This is a genomic window from Streptomyces sp. NPDC036764 (genome assembly GCF_055609385.1).
In genome coordinates this window covers 1-1051 of the sequence record NZ_JBVJPT010000035.1, presented here as the reverse complement: position 1 = coordinate 1051, position 1051 = coordinate 1, and the positions used below count along the sequence as shown (strand labels likewise).

General features: G+C 56.0%; 1 rRNA gene. It reads right to left on the bottom strand.

The annotated features are described in order from the left end of the window. Positions 1 to 22: 22 nt before the first annotated feature. Positions 23 to 1051: ribosomal RNA gene (locus ACZ69Q_RS45420) — 23S ribosomal RNA — on the bottom strand; the annotation flags it as partial.

Genomic DNA, 1051 nt, shown 5'->3' with positions numbered 1-1051 from the left:
AACACAGTGGACGCGAGCAACTGAGGACAAGCCCTCGGCCTATTAGTACCGGTCACCTCCACACCTTGCGGTGCTTCCAGATCCGGCCTATCAACCCAGTCGTCTACTGGGAGCCTTACCCCATCAAGTGGGTGGGAATACTCATCTCGAAGCAGGCTTCCCGCTTAGATGCTTTCAGCGGTTATCCCTCCCGAACGTAGCCAACCAGCCATGCCCTTGGCAGAACAACTGGCACACCAGAGGTTCGTCCGTCCCGGTCCTCTCGTACTAGGGACAGCCCTTCTCAATATTCCTGCGCGCGCAGCGGATAGGGACCGAACTGTCTCACGACGTTCTAAACCCAGCTCGCGTACCGCTTTAATGGGCGAACAGCCCAACCCTTGGGACCGACTCCAGCCCCAGGATGCGACGAGCCGACATCGAGGTGCCAAACCATCCCGTCGATATGGACTCTTGGGGAAGATCAGCCTGTTATCCCCGGGGTACCTTTTATCCGTTGAGCGACGGCGCTTCCACAAGCCACCGCCGGATCACTAGTCCCGACTTTCGTCCCTGCTCGACCCGTCGGTCTCACAGTCAAGCTCCCTTGTGCACTTACACTCAACACCTGATTGCCAACCAGGCTGAGGGAACCTTTGGGCGCCTCCGTTACTCTTTAGGAGGCAACCGCCCCAGTTAAACTACCCATCAGACACTGTCCCTGATCCGGATCACGGACCCAGGTTAGACATCCAGCACGACCAGACTGGTATTTCAACGACGACTCCCCCTGAACTGGCGTCCAGAGTTCAAAGTCTCCCAGCTATCCTACACAAGCCGAACCGAACACCAATATCAAACTGTAGTAAAGGTCCCGGGGTCTTTCCGTCCTGCTGCGCGAAACGAGCATCTTTACTCGTAGTGCAATTTCACCGGGCCTATGGTTGAGACAGTCGAGAAGTCGTTACGCCATTCGTGCAGGTCGGAACTTACCCGACAAGGAATTTCGCTACCTTAGGATGGTTATAGTTACCACCGCCGTTTACTGGCGCTTAAGTTCTCAGCTTCGCCA